Here is a 13,323-nt window from a genome sequence, read left to right as displayed (position 1 = left end):
AACCATGGAGAGTCTTATCGATATGGCGGCTTACTGGATACATGATGATTTTGGTACTCGGCGGCACCGGCAAGACCGGCCGCCGCATCGCTGACCGGCTCACCTCGCTCGGCCTGCCTGTACGGATCGGCTCCCGCTCGGCCGGCCCGGCCTTCGACTGGCAGGACCGCGGCACCTGGCAGGCCGCGCTCGACGGCGTCACCGCCGTCTACCTGTCCTACTATCCCGACCTGGCCTTCCCCGGCGCGCACGACGACATCGAGGCGTTCACCGAGCTGGCCGTGCGCAGCGGCGTGCGCAAGCTGGTCCTGCTGTCCGGCAGGGGCGAGCCGGCGGCCGCGGCCAGTGAGCGCGTCGTGCGGGAGTCGGGCGCGCAGTGGACGGTGCTGCGCTGCAGCTGGTTCATGCAGAACTTTAGCGAGGACTTCCTTCAGGGCGCGGTGCTCGACGGCGTGATCGCGCTGCCCGCCGCCGACGTGCCCGAGCCGTTCCTGGACGTGGAGGACATCGCGGACGTGGCCGTGGCCGCGCTCACCGAGGAGGGACACGCGAACAGGCTGTACGAGCTGACGGGGCCGAGGCTGCTGACCTTCGCGGACGTGGCGGAGGAGCTGTCGGAGATCGTCGGCAGGCCGATCACGTTCGTCCGGGTGACGCCGGAGGAGTACGTCGGCGCGGCCGTGGCGCACGGGGTGCCCCGCGAGACGGCCGAGGGCCTCGGGCACCTGTTCACCGACATCCTGGACGGCCGCAACGCGAGCGTGACGGACGGCGTGCGCGCGGCGCTCGGCCGCCCGGCCCGCGACTTCACGGACTTCGCCCGGTCCAGCGCGCACGTCTGGAAGCGCTAACCGCCGGGCGCGAACGCCCTGCTCGGCCCGGCCCAGCGGGCCGCGCGCCGCACGACCTGGCTCCACGTCAGGCCGGTGGAGTGCCCGAACGCTTCGGCGTAGTAGGTGAGCGCGCCGGACTCGCTCGCTCGCCTGCTCGCCGTACTGGCGCCCGCGCTCGCGCGGCGCGCCGGAGATCTCGACGAGGGGCAGGGACATGCGGCTCAATGGTGCTCCTTGGACCGGCCGGCAGCGCTCCCCAGCAAACTACACACAGCCCCACCGAGCAGCTCGGGGCGAACAACGCGCGAATTTCCGGTGAACTGCGAGAATCGTCCGCCGGCCGATCAGGTCAACGCCTTACCAGAGCGATTGCCCGGCCCTCGATTCCGCTAACCTCACCCTCGTCACTCCCGCGTGCACGAGAGGTGTAGTCGTGATCGGCTGGCTAGAAGCGGTGATCTTGGGGTTGGTCCAAGGGCTCACGGAGTTCCTGCCGATCTCCTCCAGCGCCCACATCCGGGTGGTCTCCGCCTTCGCCGGCTGGCGCGACCCGGGGGCCGCGTTCACGGCGGTCATCCAGATCGGCACGGAGCTGGCCGTGGTGATCTACTTCCGCAAGGAGCTGTGGGAGATCATCTCGACGTGGACGCGTTCGCTGTTCGTCAGGGAGCTGCGCAGCCACTGGGCGGCCCGCATGGGCTGGTACATCATCATCGGCACCCTGCCCATCGGCGTGCTCGGGCTGGTGCTGAAGGACCAGATCGAGACCGTCTTCCGCGACCTGCGCCTGGTGGGCACCACGCTGATCGTCTTCGCGCTCATCCTGTGGTTCGCCGACCGCACCGCCCGCAACAAGCTCACGCTGGAGAAGCACCTCAGCATCACGCACGCCCTCATCTACGGCTTCGCCCAGGCCCTCGCCCTCATCCCGGGCGTGTCGCGCTCGGGCGGCACGACGACGGCCGGCCTGCTGCTCGACTACCGGCGCGAGGACGCGGCGAAGTACTCGTTCCTGCTGGCCATGCCCGCCGTCTTCGCCTCGGGCCTGCTGGAGCTGTTCGAGATCGGCGGCGCGAACACGCCCGACTGGGGGCCCACGATCGTGGCCACGATCGTGTCGTTCGTCGTGGGGTACGCGGCGGTGGCGTGGTTCCTGCGCTACATCAGCACCCACCGCTTCACGCCCTTCGTGATCTACCGGATCATCCTGGGCTTCTTCATCATCCTGGCGGTCACCGTAGGCTGGATTCCGGCGATCGGCTGACCTGGTAGTAGCCCGCCCACGCCGCGTCGCCCATGCGCAGGATCCGGACCCCGGTCCAGCCCAGGGCGACGACGGGCGCCGTCCAGAACGGCACGGTCAGCGGCCCGTACGGCACCAGGAACCCGCCCAGATACCCGGCGGCCACCAGCAGCGGCACCCACCACCCCACGAACCCGGCCCGCCACACCGCCACGGTCAGCAGCGGCAGCCCGATGAAGCCGAAGAACATCCACGGCAGCTGGAACCCGAAGGTCACGCCGGGCAGGTTCATCATCTCGTCGAGGATGCGCTGGGCCTCCTCAGGCGTGTTGTGCTGCCCGAGATACCACTCGACGGGGTCGATCAGCAGCAGCCCGGACAGCTGGAGGTAGCCGAGCACCGCCAGCACGCCCGACACGTGGCCGAGCCGCGTGGCCCGGTGCCTGGTCAGATGCATCAGGCCGATGACGGCCACGGCCATCAGCATCCAGCTCCAGTGGTAGAGCACGGACTGCGTCTGCGCCAGCGCGGGGTTGTCGCCGAAGCTGACGGCCTCCCGGTCGTCGCCCCACGTGCCGGGATCGACGACGACGGCCACGGCCTGGAGGAGGGGGGCCACGACGAGCAGCGTGCCCGCCGTGACGCGGCGGAACTTCACCTGGTCGTTGAACATGCGGCCGACCGTAGGCGGGCGGTGCACCGCGGGTCGTCCCCCTGCGGGCCGACCGGCCGTCCCCTATGAGGCGGAGACCCGGCACGTCGTGCCCAAGGAGGCGGCGACCTGCGCCGGGGTCTACGCCATCACCCCGATGGCCGCCGCACCCTGCGTGACCTGCTGCGCAAGGCACTCGCCGCGCCGCCGCACTCCACCCGCTCCGACTTCGCGCCGGCCCTGCGCCGGCACGTCCTGCTGGACATGGGCGAGGCGGGCGCCCTGGTCGCGGTGGCCTTACGCGAGGTGGCGGCCCAGCGCGTGGCCCTGGCCGCCGGCCGCACGGCCAAGGCGGGCCTGTCACCGCTGGCCGACGCGCTCTTCACCAACGCCCAGGCCCACCTCGCCGCCGACGCCAAGCTCCTGGACGACCTAGCCCGCCTGCTGACCCCCTAAGCGAAAGTGCGGGGGTAGCGGCTGGCGACCGCGAAGACGACCGCGAAGATCGCCCAGGCGGCGACGTACGCGACCGGATGCGCCCAGCCATCCCCCATGAGATCGGCCAGCGCCGCCCGCCCCTCGAAGTACACCGCGAGCCCCAGCACCGCGCCGGGGATCGCCCCCCACCACCGCTTCCACCACACCTCGTGCACGGCGATCTCGAACACCACCAGCGCGATCGGCCCGAACAGCAGGAACTTCAGGTTCAGCGCCGAGGGCGCCAGCGCGCCGAGCACCATGACGCCCACCGCCGCGGCGACCGTCAGCAGGACGACGGCCTCGAAGGGCGCGGGCTCGTCACGCGGATCGCCCTCCGGCGGCACGGGCGCCTGCTCCGCGTCATCGGACAGGGACTCGTCACGGGGCTCGTCAGACACATCCCACATTCTTGCGAACAACCGGGCGTTCCGAGCCCCTACTTAGGTAGCGGGCACGCTCACCTTGGGCCGCGCCCGGTACGTCACCAGCGTGAACAGCAGCGCCACCAGCCCGAACCCGGTGGCCACCACGACCACCCCCGTCCGCCCGTACGCGTCGAGCGCCGCGCCACCGGCCACCCCCGCCACGAACAGCCCGACGTACTGCGCGGACGACAGCAGCCCCAGCCCGATCGGCACGTTGCCCGGCACCGCCGTGACGGTCCTGAACTGCTGGGCGGGCGCCACCAGCCACCCGGTCGCGCCCCACAGGAAGCCCCAGGCCAGCGCGACGGGCAGGGCCAGATTCGCGACGGGGGCCAGCGCCAGGAACACCACGGACGCGGCCAGCCCACCGATGATCATCCGGCGCGGCCCGTAGGCGTCGGTGAGCCGCCCGCCGAGCGTGTTGCCCACGATGCCGCCCAGCCCCCACGCCCACAACAACGCGGGCAGCGGCAGGTCGAACAGCGACCCGATGTAGGTGTAGGCGGTGAAGCCCGCCGCGAACATCAGCAGCTGCGTCACCATCACGGCCAGCACCCTCCGGTCCCCCAGCGGCTCGAACCGCTCCCGCAACCGCCCCGACACCGGGATCCGCACCTCGGGCACCAGCACCGCGACCCCCACCAGCCCGACCAGCCCGAGCCCGGCGACCATCCACAGCGTGGCCCGCCAGCCGGCCGCCTCGCCCAGCCAGGTGCCGAGCGGCACCCCGATGGCCGACGACACGCTCAGCCCGCCCATCACCAGCGCCAGCGCGCGCCCGCGCCGCTCGGGCTCCGTCAGCGCGTTCGCCACGGCCGAGGAGGTGGGGGTGAACATGGCCGCTCCGGCCGCCGCGATCACCCGGGTCAGCATGACCAGCGCGTACGTGGGCGCCAGCGCGGTCAAGGTGTTGCCCGCCACGAACACCGCCATGGCCACCAGCAGCACCGTCCTGCGCGACAGCCGGGCCGTCAGCGCGGCGAGCAGCGGCGACAGGACGGCGTAGGCCAGCGCGAACACGGTCATGAGCTGCCCCGCGGCGGACCGGGAGACCCCCAGGTCCGCGGAGATGGGCGGCAGCAGCCCGGCGGTCACGAACATGCCCGTACCGATCGCGAAATTCCCGGCGGCCATCGGGTAGAGCCGCGAACTCATGGAGCCTCCAGCAACTTAGTTGGACGCCCATCAAACTGACCTATAGTTGGATTGTTGTCAAACAATGAAACGGAGGTAGGGTTTCAGCATGCGCCTGCTGCCACATCCGTCCACGGAGAACATCCAGCTCACGGAGGTTCTGCGGGCCCTCAGCGACCCCGTACGCCTTGAGATCGTGATCCGGCTCGCGGCGGCCGGGCAGATGACGTGCACGGTCGCGGGCGACGACCTCGGCGTGCACAAGTCGACCGCCTCGCACCACTACCGCACGCTGCGCGAGGCCGGCGTGGTGCTGACCAAGCAGGAGGGCCGGCTGAAGTACATGAGCCTGCGCCGCGACGACCTGGAGCGCCGCTTCCCCGGCCTGCTCGACGCGGTGCTGACCGCCGCGCTGCCCCTGCCCGCCGGAGCCCGTGCCTGACATGGTGCTGCCCATCCGGCACGTCCTGCCCGAGCTGCTCTCGGTGCTCGACCGGCACGGCAGCGCGGTCCTGACCGCCCCGCCCGGCACCGGCAAGACCACCGTGGTGCCCCTCGCCCTGGCCGAGGCGGGCCTGCGCGTCGTGGTGGCCGAGCCGCGCAGGCTCGCCGTACGCGCCGCCGCCCGCCGCATGGGCGTCAGCTACACGATCAGGGGCGAGCGCCACGTGGGCGCCAACCCCATGGTCGAGGTCGTCACCACCGGCGTGCTGCTCCAGCGCCTCCAGCGCGACCAGGAGCTGACCGGGGTCGACGCGGTCGTCCTCGACGAGTGCCACGAGCGGCACCTCGACGCCGACACGGCGCTGGCTTTCCTCCTCGACGTCCGCGACACGCTCCGCCCCGACCTGCGGCTGCTCGCCACCTCCGCCACCGCCGACGCCCAGCCGTGGGCCGACCTGATCGGCGGCCCGATCGTCGCCGCCACCGGCGCCGCCCACCCCGTGGAGACCGTGTGGGCCCCGCCGCCGCGCCCGGTCGTCCCGCCCCACGGGCTGCGCGTCGATCCCGCGCTGCTGTCCCACGTGGCCGCGGTCGTGCGCCGGGCGCTGGCGGAGCGGGCGGGCGACGTGCTCTGCTTCCTGCCGGGCGTGGGCGAGATCGCCAAGGTGGCGGGGATGCTGGCGGGCGAGGCGGAGCAGCTCCTCCAGGTCCACGGGCAGGCGCCGGCTCACGTCCAGGACGCCGTGCTGAGCCCGGGGCAGGGCCGCCGGGTGGTGCTGGCCACGTCCGTCGCCGAGTCGAGCCTGACCGTGCCGGGCGTGCGCGTGGTGGTGGACTCGGGGCTGGCCCGCGAGCCCCGTACGGACCACGCCCGGGGCCTGGGCTCGCTCACCACGGTCCGCGTCTCCAAGGCGTCGGCCACCCAGCGCGCCGGCCGCGCGGGCCGGGAGGCTCCCGGCACGGTCTACCGCTGCTGGCCGGCCGCCGAGCACGACCGGCTGGCCGACCACGCGCGGCCGGAGATCGCGCTCGCCGACCTGACGGGCTTCGCGCTCCAGACGGCCTGCTGGGGGGCGCCGGACGCCTCCGGCCTGGCCCTGCTCGACCCGCCACCGCCCGCCGCGCTGTCCGCCGCCCTGCGCACCCTGCAAGCGCTCGGCGCCCTCACCACGGCTGCGGAGGCGGAGCGCGCGCGGGTGACGGAGCGCGGGCGGCGGATGGCACTCGCCGGCGTGCATCCGCGCCTGGCCAGAGCCCTGCTCGACCTCGGCCCCGAGGCCGCCGAGGTGGTGGCCCTGCTGTCGGAGCAGCTGCCCCGCGACGCCTCCGACGACCTGGCGGAGGTCTGGCGCACGGCCCGGCGCGGCGGCACCGGCTTCGCGGCCCGCTGGCGCCAGGAGGCCGCCCGCCTGCGCCGCACCGCCACAACAGCCCGCACCGCGGCGGAGGCCCACCCCACCGCGGAGGCCCACGCCACCGCGGAGGCCGGCCCCACCACGAAGGCCCGCACCTCCCCCATGACGGCGCTGAGCGGTGACGCGCTGGCCGGGATGGCGGTCGCGCTGGCGTTCCCCGAACGGGTGGCGCGCCGTCGCGGCGCCGGCTACCTCATGGCCTCCGGCACCCAGGCCCAGCTCCCGGAGGGCTCCAAACTCCAGACCGCGCCATGGCTGGCCATCGCGACCGCCGACCGCCCCACCGGCTCCGCCTCGGCCCGCATCCGCCAGGCCGTCGTCATCGACGAGGCCACCGCCAGAGCGGCGACAGGCACCACGACGGAGGACGAGATCACCTGGCGCGTCCCACCGGGCGAACGCCGCGGCGACGTCTCGGCCCGCCGCGTCGAGCGCCTCGGCGCGATCGAGCTGTCCGCCACCCCGCTGAAGGACGCAGACGTCCGCGCCGCCATCCTGCACGGCCTGCGCACCGAGGACCTCCTCACCTGGACCAGGCATGCCAGGGAGCTGCGCGACCGCCTGGCGTTCTGCCACCGCGCGATCGGCGCCCCCTGGCCCCCGATGGACGACCTCGTCGCCCTCGCCGACCAGTGGCTGGAGCCCGAGCTGAGCAGGGCCCGCCGCCGCGCCGACGTGGAGCGCATCGACGTCGCCACGGCGCTGAGACGCCTGATCCCGTGGAGCGAGCGCCTGGACGCGGTGGCCCCCGAGCGCATCGAGGTGCCCACCGGCTCCCACGTCCGCCTGGACTACTCGGGCGACCAGCCCGTGCTGGCGGTCAAGCTCCAGGAGCTGTTCGGCTGGCAGGAGACCCCGCGCGTCGCCGGCGTCCCCGTCCTGGTGCACCTGCTCTCCCCGGCGGGCCGCCCGCTGGCCGTGACCGCTGACCTGGCCTCGTTCTGGCGCGAGGGCTACCGCCACGTACGCGCGGAGATGCGCGGCCGCTACCCCAAGCACCCCTGGCCGGAGGACCCCCTCACCGCCCGGCCCACCCGCCGCACCAACAGGAGCACCCCATGACCGACTGGCAGTCCGAGGCGGCGCTGGACAACGCGCGCTGGTGCGACCTGATGTGCCGCGCCCACGGCCTGCCCGGCACGTTCACGGCCCTGGCCTGGACGAACCCGTCCAGGACCCCCATGTACTACCCGGACGCCGTCACCCTCTCCCCCGAGGCGACGGCGGCCGACCTGCTCCCGCACATCGACGCCGGACCGGGCGCGTCGGTCAAGGACAGCTTCGCCACCCTCGACCTGCCCGGCTTCGAGGTGCTGTTCGAGGCCCAGTGGATCCACCGCGACGCCCCCGCCAGGAGCGCCACCTCGTGGCAGGTGGTCCAGGACGAGGCCGGCCTGGCCGCGTGGGAGCGGGCGTGCGGCACGCGGGGCCTGTTCCGGCCGGCGCTCCTGGCCGAGGCGAGGCTCGTGCACGCCCCCGACCTGAGCGCCGGCGCCGTCCTGACCGCGTCCGGGCCGGCCGTGGGCGTGTCGAACGTCTTCGGCGCCTGGGACGGTGTCGTGGCGACGGCGGCCGAGCTGTTCCCCGGCCGCCCCCTGGTCGGCTACGAGAGCGACCCGGCGCCCGCGCTGCGGCACGGCTTCACCACGGTCGGCCCGCTGCGCGTCTGGCTCAGGGCCTGAGGTCCTCCAGCGTCGGGTCCTCCAGCACGGGGTAGCGCTCGCCGCCCACGCCCAGGTCCTTGAACCCGCTGGACGTGGCGATGCACACCACGGGCCCGTCGAAGTCCCTGCGCAGCCGCCGGTGCCCGGCCAGGCCCGCGGTGCCCGACAGCTCCTGCCACAACCCGGCCCGCGCCAGCTCGCGCTGCGCCCGCCGCATCTCCTCGTCGGTCACGAGCACCGCCTCCCCGCCGCTGTCGCGCACGGCGACGACGCCTCGGTGCCCGCCGACCGACCCTGCCACGCCGTACGCGTCGGTGGGCCCCAGCTCGACGACGGCGGCGGGCTGACCCGTGGCCAGCGCCTTGGCGTGCGGCCCGCCGGCGGCCGTCTCGCAGGAGAACATCCGCGGCGTCCGCTCCGTCACCCCGAGCAGCAGCAGCTCGGTGAACCCCTTCCACACCCCGTAGAGCAGCTCGGCGTAGCCGGTGGGCGTGAACACCGCCGCGGGCACCGTACCGAGCTGCAGGAACAGCTCGTACGCGATCGTCTTGTACCCCTCGGGGCCGAAGGGGTGCCCGGTGTGCGTCACGGTCTGGTTGCTGACCGGGTGGTAGCCCAGCCGGTCCACGATCTCCCGCAGCAGCGGCCACCGCTTCTCGCCGGGCACGGACACGACCTTCGCCCCGTACGCCCGCACGAACGCCTGCACGGCGGGCGGCGAGTCGGCCGAGGCCAGCACGATGGCGGGCAGCCCGGCGCGGGCGGCGTAGGCGGCGGCGGAGGCCCCGTGGTTGCCGGAGGAGGCCACGACCACGCCTGGCGCCCCGGACGCCACGGCCGCGCTCACCGCGACCCGGTTGAGCCGGTCCTTGTGCGACCAGGTCGGGTTGCGCGACTCGTCCTTGACGTAGACGTCGCCGAACCGCACCAGCGGCGTGCCGCCCTCCCCCAGCGTGGGGGCGTCGAGCTGCGGCAGCAGCGGCGACCAGCGCGCCAGGTCGGGCCCCGGCTCCTGCTCGAACAGGCCACGGTCCACCTTCGCGTAGTCGTAGACGACGTCCAGCGGATAGGCGAGCTCGTCGGTGCTGGTCTTGGGGCAGCCCCTCGTCAGCGGGGGGAACAGGGGGAACTCGGCCGATGGGTCACCCAGGGAACGCTGGCGGAGGGCAAGCGAAGGTCCGTTCACGTGAATCGACCCTATCGACCCTCGCAACGATGAGTGAAAAGCTGCACACTCTTGTCATGTTGTGGGCAGGCAGGTCCGCCATCGAGATCGCGACGGCCGTCCGGCAGGGCGAGGTCAAGGCCACCACCGTCGTCGAGGAGCACCTCCACGTCATCTCGGAGCGGGACCCGAAGATAGGAGCGTTCCGGCGGGTCAGGGAGCAGGCCGTGCACGAGGCACGGCTGCTGCAGAAGCGGCGCGACCTGGCCGATCTGCCGCTGGCGGGCGTGCCCGTGGCGGTGAAGGACAACCTGGAGGTGGCGGGCGAGGCCACGCGCGGCGGTTCTGCCGCGACCCCCGACAGGCCCGCGCACGAGGACCATGCGACGGTGGCGCGGCTCAGGGCGGCCGGCGCGGTGATCGTGGGCCTGACCAACCTGCCGGAGCTGGGGCTGGTGGCGCTCGGCGACAGCGCGTACGGCATCGTCCGCAACCCGTGGAACACCGGGCGCACGGCGGGCGGCTCGTCGTCGGGCAGCGCGGCGGCGGTGGCGGCGGGCATGGTGCCGATCGCGCTCGGCAACGACGGCATGGGCTCGCTGCGCATCCCGGCCGCGTGCTGCGGCGTGCTGGCCATCAAGCCGGGCACCGGCCTGGTGCCCGCGCCGGCGGACGACTGGGAGCGGCTCACCGAGAACGGCCCGCTGGCCACCACCGCCGCCGACCTGGCGCTGGCGCTGTCCGTGCTGGCCGCCGACCCGGCGCTGGCCGAGGCGTGGCGCGGCGGCCGGCGGGTGGAGCCGCCGCCGCGCATGCTGCGCTCGGTCTGGGCGGACGACGACGAGGTGTGGGAGCCGCAGCCGCCCCCGGCCAGCCCTGAGCCGTTCGACCTGCGGGTGGCGTACGCGCCGCAGCCGCTGCCCCCGGGCATGCGGATGGACAAGGAGTTCGCCGCGGCGGTACGCGGCGCGGCGGAGACGCTGCGCGTGGCCGGGCACACCGTGGTGGAGCACGAGCGCAGGCTGCCCGTGTGGCTCGGCCCGGCCACGATCGCGACCTGGCTGGTCAGGGCCGCCGAGGCCGCGGAGGGCCTGGACCGGCTGGAGCGCCGCACGACGGCGCTGGCCCGCGCGGGGCGGACGCTGCGCGCGCTCGGGCTGGACGGGGTGCGGGGCCGGGAGCGGTGGAGCGGTTACGGCGCCGACCAGTGGTTCGGCGAGGCGGACGCGCTGATCACGCCCGCCCTGGCCGCCGTCCCGCCGAAGGCCGAGCGCTGGGGCGAGCGCGGCTTCGTGCGCAACGCGTGGAAGAACGTCACCTACGCCCCCACCGCCGGCCCCTGGAACATGTGCGGCTGGCCCGCCATCAGCGTCCCCGTGGCGACGCACTCCAGCGCGCTGCCCATCGGCGTCCAGATCGTCGCCCCGCCCGGCGGCGAGCCGCACCTGCTGGGCCTGGCCGCCCAGCTCCAGGAGGCCCATCCGCCGCTGCGACCGCCGGGATTCTCGTTCTGACGGTGCCGCACCGTAGGGTCTCCTGCCATGATCGACCCCTCAGATCTGATCGCGCTGCGCGCCAAGCTGGCGACCACGTCGCCGGCCAACGCCTGGAAGGCCGTCCGGCGGCTCGCGCTGGGCAGCCGGGAGCCCGGCGCGCTCATCCTGGCCGCCGACTACGCCGAGGTGGCCAAGACATCCACGGACAAGCTGCTCAAGCTCTGGCCCGAGGCGCTCGACCCCGACGGCTTCGCGCAGCACGTGCTGGCCCCGGCCTTCGACGCCGAGGGGCGTGCCGAGCTGCGGCTGAGCAGGGCCGGCTCGCTCACGGGGCTGCGTCACCTGACGATGCTGGAGAGCCTGACCCTCGACCACTGCAAGTCGCTGACGGACCTGTCCGAGGTGGCCGCGCTGAGCAAGCTGCGCACGCTGGAGCTGGACGGCTGCGCGGCCGTCAGCGATCTGCGGCCGCTGTCCGGGCTCACCGGGCTGCGCGGTCTCCTGCTCCGCAACTGCCGTCAGGTGGCGAGCCTGACCCCGCTGTTCGGCCTGCGCGACCTGCGCCGGCTCGACCTGCGGGGCACCTCGGTGGCGAGCGTCGCGGGGGTCGGTGACGCGTTCCCCTACCTCGAAACGCTCGACCTGAGCGGCTGCCGGCACCTCGAGGACGTGAGCGGCCTGTCGGGGTTGCGCGACCTCAGGGAGCTGGACCTGAGCCGCACCAAGATCACCAGCCTGGAAGGGCTACGCGACCTCGGCTCCGTCACCGAGCTGCACCTGCACAGCACCCGCTTGACCGGCCTCGACGGCATCGGCGTCATGACGGAGCTGGAGAGGCTCTTCCTGGGCGGCAGCACGAAGCTGAAGAGCCTCGACGGCTTCGGCCACCATCCCCGGCTCACCACTCTGGGCCTGCCGCCCGCCGCGCTGCCCGACCTGCGCCCGCTGTCGCGGCTGCCCGCGCTGCGACGGCTCAGCATCGACCGGGACCAGCGGCTCACCTCGCTCGACGGCCTCGAAGGGCACCCGTCGCTGGAGGAGGTCGAGCTGGTCTACGCGGAAGACCTGAGCGACTTCTCCGCGCTCGCCCGCATGCCCGCCCTGCGCGTGCTGACCCTCCAGGGGCTGGAGCAGCTCGCCGACCTCACCCCGTTCTCGGGGCTGCTCCACCTGGAGGAGCTGCACGTGGCCTGCACCGAGGACCTGCGAACCCTCGGCGAGCTCGAACGCCTGCCCGCCCTGCGCACGCTCCACCTCTTCAAGTGCCGCAGGCTGAGCGACCTCGGCTCGGTCACCGGCTTCCCGTCGCTCAGGGAGGTCCGCGTGTCCGGCTGCCGGGCGCTGCCCGACGACCTCGTGGAGGACCTGAGGGCCCGGGGCCTGCTCACCGGCTGAGCGGCCCCGGGCGGGTCAGATGCCGATGGGGTGCCAGACGGTCTTGGTCTCCAGGAAGCGCGTCATGCGGCCGATCCCCGGATCGGCCGCCCAGTCCTCCTGGACGGGCCGCAGCACCCGCTTGAGGTTCTCCGCCGCCGCCTGCTCGCAGCTCAGCGCCAGGTCGGCGTCGGCGACGCCGGTCAGGTCGATCGCGTTGACGTCCATGTGCGCCGCCAGCCAGGGGGCCAGCTCCGCCTGCCGCCCGGTCAGGACGTTGACCACCCCGCCGGGCAGGTCGGAGGTGGCCAGCACCTCGGCCAGGGTGATCGCGGCCAGCGGCGCGGGCTCGGAGGCGACCACGACGCAGGTGTTGCCGGTCACGATCACCGGCGCGACCACGGACACCAGCCCGAGCAGCGGATCGGCGGGCGCCACCACGGCCACCACGCCGGTCGGCTCCGGCGTGGACAGGTTGAAGTAGGGCCCGGCCACCGGGTTCGCCGCGCCGTGCACCGAGGCGATCTTGTCGGACCAGCCCGCGTACCAGACGAGCCGGTCGACGGCCGCGTCCACCTGCTCCAGCGCGGCGCGCTTGCCGCCGCCGACCTCCTCGGCGAGCTGCGCGCGCCGCCCCTCCAGCATCTCGGCGACGCGGTAGAGGATCTGCCCCCTGTTGTACGGGGTCGCGCCCGACCAGCCGGGGAACGCCTTGCGCGCGGCCACCACGGCGTCGCGGGCGTCCTTGCGCGAGGCCCGCGAGGCGTTGGCGAGGAACTCGCCCTTGGCCGAGGTCACGGGGTAGGACCTTCCACTCTCCGAGCGCGGGAACGCCCCGCCGATGTACAGCTTGTAGGTCTTCTTGACGGACAACCTACTCATCGCCCCGCCCCCTCCACGTGGACTCCTGCGACATCTGGACCGGGACGAAGACCTGCCCGCACCGGCTCACGCCGCAGCGGTGGGCGTACCAGCCGGTGCGTACGGGCCGGCCGGCC

The 13,323-nt window shown here is 73.7% G+C and carries 13 protein-coding genes; 8 read left to right on the top strand and 5 right to left on the bottom strand.

What is annotated here, in order from left to right; genetic code table 11:
* Nucleotides 1–41 precede the first annotated feature (41 nt).
* Both LCN96_RS03200 and LCN96_RS03195 read left to right on the top strand, forming a co-directional pair.
* On the top strand, nucleotides 42–851 hold the full coding sequence (locus LCN96_RS03200) for an NmrA family NAD(P)-binding protein (RefSeq protein WP_225271089.1): 810 nt from the start codon (nucleotides 42–44) through the stop codon (nucleotides 849–851).
* 415 nt (nucleotides 852–1,266) lie between these two features.
* Nucleotides 1,267–2,097: an undecaprenyl-diphosphate phosphatase gene (locus LCN96_RS03195; protein ID WP_225271088.1), complete on the top strand. Its 831-nt coding sequence runs from the start codon at nucleotides 1,267–1,269 to the stop codon at nucleotides 2,095–2,097.
* Here LCN96_RS03195 and LCN96_RS03190 read toward each other — a convergent pair.
* Nucleotides 2,066–2,749: a hypothetical protein gene (locus LCN96_RS03190; protein ID WP_225271087.1), complete on the bottom strand. Its 684-nt coding sequence runs from the start codon at nucleotides 2,747–2,749 to the stop codon at nucleotides 2,066–2,068. The two genes, LCN96_RS03195 and LCN96_RS03190, sit on opposite strands and share 32 nt — an antisense overlap.
* A 243-nt stretch (nucleotides 2,750–2,992) precedes the next feature.
* On the opposite strand from LCN96_RS03190, the gene LCN96_RS03185 reads away from it, so the two are divergent.
* On the top strand, nucleotides 2,993–3,184 hold the full coding sequence (locus LCN96_RS03185; RefSeq protein ID WP_225271086.1) for a hypothetical protein: 192 nt from the start codon (nucleotides 2,993–2,995) through the stop codon (nucleotides 3,182–3,184).
* Here LCN96_RS03185 and LCN96_RS03180 read toward each other — a convergent pair.
* Nucleotides 3,181–3,606 (bottom strand): hypothetical protein, encoded by a 426-nt coding sequence (locus tag LCN96_RS03180; RefSeq protein ID WP_225271085.1) that lies wholly within the window; start codon nucleotides 3,604–3,606, stop codon nucleotides 3,181–3,183. The two genes, LCN96_RS03185 and LCN96_RS03180, sit on opposite strands and share 4 nt — an antisense overlap.
* Nucleotides 3,607–3,648: 42 nt before the next feature.
* A complete protein-coding gene (locus tag LCN96_RS03175; protein ID WP_225271084.1) occupies nucleotides 3,649–4,788 on the bottom strand; it encodes an MFS transporter in 1,140 nt (379 codons plus the stop codon).
* An 88-nt stretch (nucleotides 4,789–4,876) separates the two neighbouring features.
* Between LCN96_RS03175 and LCN96_RS03170 the strand changes: the two genes are divergently transcribed.
* The 3 genes from LCN96_RS03170 to LCN96_RS03160 are packed head-to-tail and all read left to right on the top strand — an operon-like array spanning nucleotide 4,877 to nucleotide 8,308.
* A complete protein-coding gene (locus tag LCN96_RS03170) occupies nucleotides 4,877–5,209 on the top strand; it encodes an ArsR/SmtB family transcription factor (protein ID WP_225271083.1) in 333 nt (110 codons plus the stop codon).
* A gap of 1 nt (nucleotide 5,210) precedes the next feature.
* Nucleotides 5,211–7,688, top strand: a complete 2,478-nt coding sequence (gene hrpB / locus LCN96_RS03165) for an ATP-dependent helicase HrpB (RefSeq protein WP_225271082.1) — start codon at nucleotides 5,211–5,213, stop codon at nucleotides 7,686–7,688.
* Nucleotides 7,685–8,308 (top strand): hypothetical protein, encoded by a 624-nt coding sequence (locus LCN96_RS03160; RefSeq protein ID WP_225271081.1) that lies wholly within the window; start codon nucleotides 7,685–7,687, stop codon nucleotides 8,306–8,308. Before hrpB ends, LCN96_RS03160 begins: the two co-directional genes overlap by 4 nt.
* Here the strand turns inward: LCN96_RS03160 and LCN96_RS03155 are convergent.
* Nucleotides 8,298–9,476 (bottom strand): threonine synthase, encoded by a 1,179-nt coding sequence (locus LCN96_RS03155; protein ID WP_225271080.1) that lies wholly within the window; start codon nucleotides 9,474–9,476, stop codon nucleotides 8,298–8,300. The genes LCN96_RS03160 and LCN96_RS03155 overlap by 11 nt on opposite strands.
* Nucleotides 9,477–9,505: 29 nt before the next feature.
* On the opposite strand from LCN96_RS03155, the gene LCN96_RS03150 reads away from it, so the two are divergent.
* Together LCN96_RS03150 and LCN96_RS03145 are read left to right on the top strand one after the other, a co-directional pair.
* Nucleotides 9,506–10,969, top strand: coding sequence for an amidase (locus LCN96_RS03150; protein ID WP_225271079.1), 1,464 nt, complete (start codon nucleotides 9,506–9,508; stop codon nucleotides 10,967–10,969).
* A gap of 27 nt (nucleotides 10,970–10,996) precedes the next feature.
* On the top strand, nucleotides 10,997–12,346 hold the full coding sequence (locus tag LCN96_RS03145) for a leucine-rich repeat domain-containing protein (protein ID WP_225271078.1): 1,350 nt from the start codon (nucleotides 10,997–10,999) through the stop codon (nucleotides 12,344–12,346).
* A gap of 15 nt (nucleotides 12,347–12,361) precedes the next feature.
* On the opposite strand, the gene LCN96_RS03140 is transcribed toward LCN96_RS03145, so the two are convergent.
* Nucleotides 12,362–13,207, bottom strand: a complete 846-nt coding sequence (locus LCN96_RS03140) for an aldehyde dehydrogenase family protein (RefSeq protein WP_225271077.1) — start codon at nucleotides 13,205–13,207, stop codon at nucleotides 12,362–12,364.
* Nucleotides 13,208–13,323 lie beyond the last annotated feature (116 nt).

The organism is Nonomuraea gerenzanensis, assembly GCF_020215645.1.
Taxonomy (GTDB): Bacteria; Actinomycetota; Actinomycetes; order Streptosporangiales; family Streptosporangiaceae; genus Nonomuraea; species Nonomuraea gerenzanensis.
Note: the sequence above shows the minus strand (reverse complement) of the source record. Positions and strands in the feature narration are given on the sequence as shown.

Coding starts and splice junctions, on each gene's coding strand:
- LCN96_RS03175 (WP_225271084.1), bottom strand. CDS start 4,788: ATGAGTTCGCGGCTCTACCCGATGGCCGCCGGGAATTTCGCGATCGGT.
- LCN96_RS03150 (WP_225271079.1), top strand. CDS start 9,506: ATGAGTGAAAAGCTGCACACTCTTGTCATGTTGTGGGCAGGCAGGTCC.
- hrpB (WP_225271082.1), top strand. CDS start 5,211: ATGGTGCTGCCCATCCGGCACGTCCTGCCCGAGCTGCTCTCGGTGCTC.
- LCN96_RS03200 (WP_225271089.1), top strand. CDS start 42: ATGATGATTTTGGTACTCGGCGGCACCGGCAAGACCGGCCGCCGCATC.
- LCN96_RS03170 (WP_225271083.1), top strand. CDS start 4,877: ATGCGCCTGCTGCCACATCCGTCCACGGAGAACATCCAGCTCACGGAG.
- LCN96_RS03140 (WP_225271077.1), bottom strand. CDS start 13,207: ATGAGTAGGTTGTCCGTCAAGAAGACCTACAAGCTGTACATCGGCGGG.
- LCN96_RS03145 (WP_225271078.1), top strand. CDS start 10,997: ATGATCGACCCCTCAGATCTGATCGCGCTGCGCGCCAAGCTGGCGACC.
- LCN96_RS03160 (WP_225271081.1), top strand. CDS start 7,685: ATGACCGACTGGCAGTCCGAGGCGGCGCTGGACAACGCGCGCTGGTGC.
- LCN96_RS03190 (WP_225271087.1), bottom strand. CDS start 2,749: ATGTTCAACGACCAGGTGAAGTTCCGCCGCGTCACGGCGGGCACGCTG.
- LCN96_RS03185 (WP_225271086.1), top strand. CDS start 2,993: ATGGGCGAGGCGGGCGCCCTGGTCGCGGTGGCCTTACGCGAGGTGGCG.